The sequence below is a fragment of the Leptotrichia sp. oral taxon 879 str. F0557 genome (assembly GCF_000469385.1).
In the GTDB taxonomy this organism is placed as follows: domain Bacteria; phylum Fusobacteriota; class Fusobacteriia; order Fusobacteriales; family Leptotrichiaceae; genus Leptotrichia; species Leptotrichia mesophila.
In genome coordinates, this window is the sequence record NZ_KI271310.1 from 1 (window position 1) to 6,722 (window position 6,722).

A 6,722-nucleotide genomic window follows, 5' to 3' on the forward strand; every position below is an offset into this window, starting at 1 on the left:
TTAGTTCAGTTTTAAATAGGTTTTACTATAAATTCATACTTTTCTTTCGTTGGAATGGAAAAAGCTAACATCAACTCTTTTGACATAAATTCTAAAGATTGTTTCAAAAGCCTTTGCGATAAACAGTTTGAACTGCTGTTCAAACGGAATTAAAAAAATAAAAAAACTCTTTACAAGCGAGAAGGAATCTGATCCCCTAATTATTGAGGAAGCACTTTTCAATAGGATTTAGCGATTATTTATATTGTAGCTGGTTTCCTCTTTTTTGTTATTGACTTTAGTTAGTTGAGTACGCAAAGCGTGCGAAACATAAAACCATCCGCATAGCAAGTGCGAAAACATAAGTTTGCAACAAAATACATCTTTCATTATAATAGCGTTGTTCAAGTTACTATTAATGAAAGGAAGGTGTTTGGTTAATAAAACTAATAGCCTGTCTCATACTAAATAAATGTGTAAGTAACATATATATTTACATCTAAGTATAGACGAAAAATTATATATAGTCAATACAGAAAAAGTGTGGGAAAAATTTTAATAAGATTATATGAGTATAAAGGAGTTGAAATAATAGAAGGACATTTGATGAAAGATCACCTGTATATGCTGATAAGCATACCACTGAAAATAGGTGTATTAAATTTTATGGGATATCTGAAGGGAAAAAGTATATTGATGATGTTTGACAAGCATGTAAACTTAAAATATAAATTTGGAAACAGACATTTCTGGTCATAAGGATATTATATAAGTACAGTAGGCTTAAATGAAGCAACAATAAAAAAATATATAGCCAAACAGGAGAAACATAATATAGCAATGGACAAATTAAATGTAAAAGAATTGAAGACCCTTTTAGGTGTAGCGAGTAGTACGGACACCTCTTTAAGAGTAGCAACGAGTCGAATACAACATATCTTGAACGTAGGTTAAGTATTGTCTTTAGGTGAAGAGCCCCGTCGTCTTATAGCTGCAGAGCAAGCCACTCTTCAGAAGAATAGTCTTGAATAATTAGAAATTTGATTGAATTTATTTTTTAATATATCTTAATAACCTCTTTTTCTATTTCTTTCAATTTTTTTATTTAAAGAAGTGCAAGGTGTATCATTCACTGAATTATAATACAGTCTGTCTCCTTCATAGTAAGAACAATTTCTTAAATACCACACCGTACAGCTTATTGTTAATGCTGACAAAAATAATAAAAGCATTAATGTTTTCATTTTTCTTCTACCTTCCGTCTGTAATAACAATACCTTATAAAATTTGAATTGTCAATATATTTATATATAAAATTTTGAAAAAAACTTTACAAATGTGAAAAAATTAGTTATAATAATAAATATTATGTGATAGAGGTGCAATTATTAAAAGTAAATTTACGGAGAAAAGTCGATTCTGTGAAATAAGTTGAAAGGAATAATTGCCGAAGCGTAGGGATTGACTATCTTTATTGCTGGGGCTATGGAGAATATCCATAGGACTGTCATTATCAAAGGATAATGGGGAGCTGTCAGATATAATTCATATAAATTTTTTAAGTTTTTTAGTTTTAAATAAAAATTTTTAGATATATGTTTTATATGCTGATGCTTGTTATCGGCATTTTTTATTATCCAAAAAAACAAAAATACTGAAAGGAGAAGGAAATTTTTTATTTTTAAAAAGTTTCTGTGGAAATATGAAATTATTTGGAACGTCGAAAGTTAATGAAAATGGTAATTTATCAATAGGAGGAGTAGATACAGTTGAACTCGTGAAAGAATTTAAAACGCCACTTTATGTGATGGATCAGGAACTTATTGAAACAACGATAGATAAAATGAAAGAGGCATTTAAGTCAACGAGATTTAATACAAGAATTGCTTATGCTGGGAAAGCGTTTTTGTCAACGGGGATGATTAAACTGGTTGAATCAAAAGGGCTGGATTTGGATGTTGTTTCGGGCGGAGAACTTTATACTGCTCATAAAGCAGGATTTCCAATGAATAAAGTGCATTTGCATGGAAATAATAAATTGGTAAATGAAATTGAAATGGCTGTCGAATTTGGGATTGATACAATTGTTGTTGATAATGAAGATGAAATTGATAAAATTGAGAGAATTTGCCGTGAGAAAGGGAAAAAGCAGGCTGTGCTTGTGAGAATTGATCCAGGAATAGAGGCACATACGCATCATTATATAAAGACTTCAGGACTTACTTCAAAATTTGGAATTTCATTGTTTCAGGATAATTTATTTGATATAATTAAAAGGCTGAATGATAGCGAATGGATAGAATTTAAAGGATTTCATACGCATATCGGTTCACAAATTTTCCAATCGGCGTTCTTTATATTTGCTCTAGATGAGATTTTTAAATATTTGGATAAATTGAAAAAGGAATTGGGAATAGTAGTTCACACAGTAAATATGGGTGGAGGATTTGGAGTTTACTATAAGGAAGGAGATGATCCGAAACCGATAGAGGAGGTTCTGAGTGAAATAATAACATATACAGAAGCAATGGAAATTAAATATCAGATTGGATTTAAGGAACTTTGTATTGAGCCAGGAAGAAGTATTGTCGGAAATGCTGGAACTACTTTGTACGAAGTTGGAGGAATTAAGGAAACAGTCGGCGGAAAAACGTATGTATTTATAGATGGAGGAATGTCGGATAATATAAGAACAGCATTATATCAAGCGGAATATGAGGCTGGAGTTGTAAACAAGCTAAATGATACAGATGTAAGAGAAATAACTTTGGCAGGAAAACTGTGTGAATCAGGGGATATTATCATTGAAAAAGGAAAATTGCCAAAAGCAACAGAAATTGGAGATATTGTGGCAGTAACGACAACAGGAGCATATTGTTACACAATGTCAAGCAACTATAATAGAATGATGCGACCAGCAGTTGTATTCGTAAAGGATGGAAAAGCTAAAGTTGCGGTAAAGAGAGAAACATTGGATGATTTAATTAGAAATGATGAAATTTTTGATTTATAAAAAATAAGAAAGAGGTGAATTTACTGTGATTATTGTGCATAAATATGGTGGAACTTCGGTTGCTACAACGGAGAAAATAATGAATATCGCAAAATATTTGGGAAGTGTGAAGGATTCTGGAAACGATGTGGTTGTCGTGGTTTCAGCAATGGGAAAAACTACAGATGCCCTAATAAAATTGGCTCACGAAATTACCGATAAACCTGACTTGAGGGAGATGGACAGGCTAATGTCAACTGGAGAGCAGCAGACAATTGCATTGCTTAGCATTGCTTTACAGACGCTTGGATACGAAGCTATCTCGCTTACAGGAGCTCAGGCTGGAATAAAAACGAGCGGACATTATACAAAAAACAGAATTGAGGACATTAACGGAAAAGAGATAAAGGAACATTTATCAAAAGGGAAAATTGTAGTTGTAGCTGGATTTCAGGGAGTAAATGAAGCTGGAGATGTGACAACTTTGGGACGTGGAGGATCTGATACATCGGCTGTTGCTCTAGCGGCTGCACTTGGAGGGAAATGTGAAATTTACACAGATGTAGATGGAATTTACTCAATTGATCCAAGAGTTTATAAAGATGCCAAAAAATTGCCAGTTGTTTCTTATGATGAAATGATGGAGCTGGCTTTTTTAGGAGCTGGAGTAATGGAGCCAAGAGCAGTTGAGCTTGGAAGCAAATATGGTGTAGAAATTTACGTTGGAAAATCGCTTGGAGAAAAAAACGGAACGATTATAACGTCAGTAGAAAAAACAAAGGAGAATAAGGAAATGGAGCAAAAAGTAATAACTGGAGTATCAATCAATGAAAATATGGTAATGGTAAACGTAGAGGAAATCCCAACAAATGCACAAAATGTGTATGAAATTTTTGAAAAAGCCGAAGCAAATGGAATAAATATTGACATAATAAGTCAAAATGACGTAACAAGCCATCACGGAAGTTTTGCCTTTACTTGTCCAAAAACAGACATTGCCGCACTTGAAAAAATTGGTGCAGAAATAGAAGCAGAATTTCCAAGAACATCGTTCATAATAAATCCTTACATTACAAAAGTTTCTGTAGTAGGAATCGGGCTGATAAGCAACATTGGAGTTGCTGCCAAGATGTTTAGAATCCTTTCAGAAAATGACATAAGTTTCCATCAGGTTTCTACTTCTGAAATCAGTATTTCATTAGTTGTAGACGAAGTCATGGGAAAAAAAGTGGCTGAGTTATTTGCGAAGGAATTTGATTTGTAAAAGATTTTAAGATATGTTTTGAAGCAATTCAAAGATTATTAAATTTAGAATATAAAAAAATAATGGAGGTTTTTGAGATGTTAAAATTTGAGAAGTATCAAGGTGCAGGAAATGATTTTATTATTGTTGCTGAGAAGGATCTTATTGAAAAAGGAATACCTGAATATGGGGAATTTGCTAGTCAGATTTGTGACAGGCATTATGGAGTGGGTGCGGATGGTCTGATTATTTTAAAATATGTGGCAAGTATGCCATTTATGTTTTTCTTTAATGGAGATGGAAGTCAGGCGCCAATGTGTGGAAATGGAATAAGATGTTTTTCACATTATCTTGTAAACAATCACCTGGTTGAAGGAAACGAATTTACTGTAAAAACAGTTCCTGGCGATTTGACAATACAAGTAAATTACGATGAGGAAAAGGATGATTTTACAGCAAGAGTAAATATGGGAAACCCTGTTTTTAATGTAACAGAATTAATAAATATTCAAAAAGAGCAGTTTTTAAGAGAAAAAATTAATATTGACGGAAAAGAAATTGAAATTTCATATATTTTTATGGGAACTGACCATTCTGTAATATTTGTAAATGACTTTGCAGATTATAACATTGATGAGCTTGGTAAAAAAATTGAAAATTATACTGACTTATTTCCCAAAAAAGTCAATGTAAACTTTGTAAAGGTGTATGACAGGGAGCATATAGAAGTAATCACTTGGGAACGTGGAGCAGGAAGAACATTGGCTTGTGGAACTGGGGCTACAGCTTCGGCTGTACTTGCCAAAACTTTTGATTTTGTAGATGATAAGGTAAATGTGAAAGTTCCAGGAGGGCAGCTTGTTATTGAGTACGAAGGTGGAGAAAATGATGTATTTATGACAGGACCTAGTGAAAAAATAGCTGAAGGAATGTATAAATATCAAAGATAATTAAATTTCTAATTTAGGAAGTTAAATTAAGGAAAGAAGGGATAAAATGAAATTTGAAGGTTCGTATGTGGCGCTAATTACGCCATTTAAAAATAATAGAACGGAATTGGATGAAGATAAATTAAGAGAATTGGTAAATTATCACATTGAAAATGGTACATCTGGAATTGTACCTTGCGGAACGACTGGAGAAGCTCCCACTTTGACATTCGCAGAACATGAAAAAGTAATAAAAATAGTTGTGGAAGAAGTGAAAGGGAGAATACAGGTAATCGCAGGGGCAGGATCAAATAATACAACAAGAGCGATAGAACTTACAAAATACGCAAAGGAACTGGGAGCAGATGCAGCGTTAAGCACTTGCCCATACTACAATAAACCAAGTCAAAGAGGACTTTATGAGCACTACAAAACAATTGCACAAGAAGCAAAATTTCCTATAATGCTTTATAATGTGCCTGGAAGAACAGGAACAAATATTGAAGCGGAAACAATCGCAAAACTGGCTGAACTGCCTGAAATTGTAGCTGTAAAGGAAGCGACAGGAAGTCTTGAACAAATGATAAGAATTCAGGATTTATGCGGAGATAAAATAGAAATTCTTTCAGGAGAAGATCACCTAATCCTACCAATGCTGTCAATCGGTGCAAAAGGAGTCGTTTCTGTAGTTGCCAACATAATGCCCCAAGAAATGAGCGATTTAATCAGTTCATTCTTAAACAAGAACTTTGACAAGGCGTTTGAACTGCATACAAAATTATACGATGTAAGCAGAAACATGTTCGTAGAAGGAAATCCTGTAACTGTGAAAGCTGCTATGAAAATACTTGGAAAACTTGACAATGACATAGTAAGATTGCCATTGGTAGAGGCTGAGGCGGATACTTATGGAAAATTGACAAAAGTGTTTAAAGAAAAAGGGATTTTTTAATTTTTTATTTGTTGGAAATTTTAGATTTACAAATTGCAATATTAATTACGGTATTTTCCTAAATTTTTTAAAAATAAATTTATTCTACAACCTTGGCTAAAGAATAATACTAGGGTATAATATACTGATGACGAAAATGATAAATAATGCTGAGAGAACAAAAAATTCTTAAAATGAATACAGAGTAGCAAAAGTAACAATTAGAAAATGGAAAAAAGAATCTAAAGGAATTATAGATAAAAAATTACAGAAATACCTGAATAAAAGGAACTAGAATTGATATATTAAAAAGACATCAGCCGTATTAATGAAAAAATAAGGACTGTTGACAAGTATGCATGAGTAAAAATTTATTCGATCAGTAATCTTTTCTTTCATGCCCTTCACATATACAAAACTTGGCGCTGAGAACGAGAATACTATTAATCTTAAAAATAATCCTGGTAACATCTTTTTCACATAAATTCCTCTTGAATTAATCTTTTTGTATTTTTATTATTTAATATATTTTACAGTAAATATCATATTTATATAAAAAGTCAATACTATTAAGAAATAAAAGTGAAAAAATCCTACACGATAAACGCATGAAAAAAATCTAAAAGAATTGATAATATATATTACTCA

Annotated in this window: 5 protein-coding genes, 2 pseudogenes and 1 riboswitch; of the genes and pseudogenes, 5 read left to right on the forward strand and 2 right to left on the reverse strand. The window is 32.4% G+C overall.

The annotated features are described in order from the left end of the window. Positions 1-39: 39 nt before the first annotated feature. Positions 40-204, reverse strand: a pseudogene (locus HMPREF1552_RS11805) (ISLre2 family transposase); the annotation flags it as partial. Between the two features lie 208 nt (positions 205-412). On the opposite strand from HMPREF1552_RS11805, the pseudogene tnpA reads away from it, so the two are divergent. Next, positions 413-872: pseudogene (gene tnpA, locus HMPREF1552_RS04600) on the forward strand (IS200/IS605 family transposase). A gap of 174 nt (positions 873-1,046) precedes the next feature. Here tnpA and HMPREF1552_RS12155 read toward each other — a convergent pair. After that, the gene (locus tag HMPREF1552_RS12155; protein ID WP_021743935.1) at positions 1,047-1,223 is read right to left on the reverse strand and encodes a hypothetical protein; all 177 of its coding nucleotides are present in this window, start codon (positions 1,221-1,223) and stop codon (positions 1,047-1,049) included. A gap of 122 nt (positions 1,224-1,345) precedes the next feature. Further along, a riboswitch (Lysine riboswitch) is annotated at positions 1,346-1,521 on the forward strand. 160 nt (positions 1,522-1,681) lie between these two features. Here HMPREF1552_RS12155 and lysA point away from each other — a divergent pair. The 4 genes from lysA to dapA all read left to right on the forward strand — a co-directional run bounded on the left by lysA (position 1,682) and on the right by dapA (position 6,095). Continuing rightward, complete coding sequence (gene lysA, locus HMPREF1552_RS04605) at positions 1,682-2,992, forward strand: diaminopimelate decarboxylase (protein WP_021743936.1); 1,311 nt, start codon at positions 1,682-1,684, stop codon at positions 2,990-2,992. 25 nt (positions 2,993-3,017) lie between these two features. After that, complete coding sequence (locus tag HMPREF1552_RS04610; protein ID WP_021743937.1) at positions 3,018-4,235, forward strand: aspartate kinase; 1,218 nt, start codon at positions 3,018-3,020, stop codon at positions 4,233-4,235. Between the two features lie 77 nt (positions 4,236-4,312). Further along, on the forward strand, positions 4,313-5,164 hold the full coding sequence (dapF, locus tag HMPREF1552_RS04615; RefSeq protein ID WP_039901185.1) for a diaminopimelate epimerase: 852 nt from the start codon (positions 4,313-4,315) through the stop codon (positions 5,162-5,164). 46 nt (positions 5,165-5,210) lie between these two features. After that, positions 5,211-6,095 carry a 4-hydroxy-tetrahydrodipicolinate synthase gene (gene dapA / locus HMPREF1552_RS04620; protein WP_021743939.1) on the forward strand — a complete coding sequence of 295 codons (885 nt, stop codon included), beginning with the start codon at positions 5,211-5,213 and terminating at the stop codon, positions 6,093-6,095. Positions 6,096-6,722 lie beyond the last annotated feature (627 nt).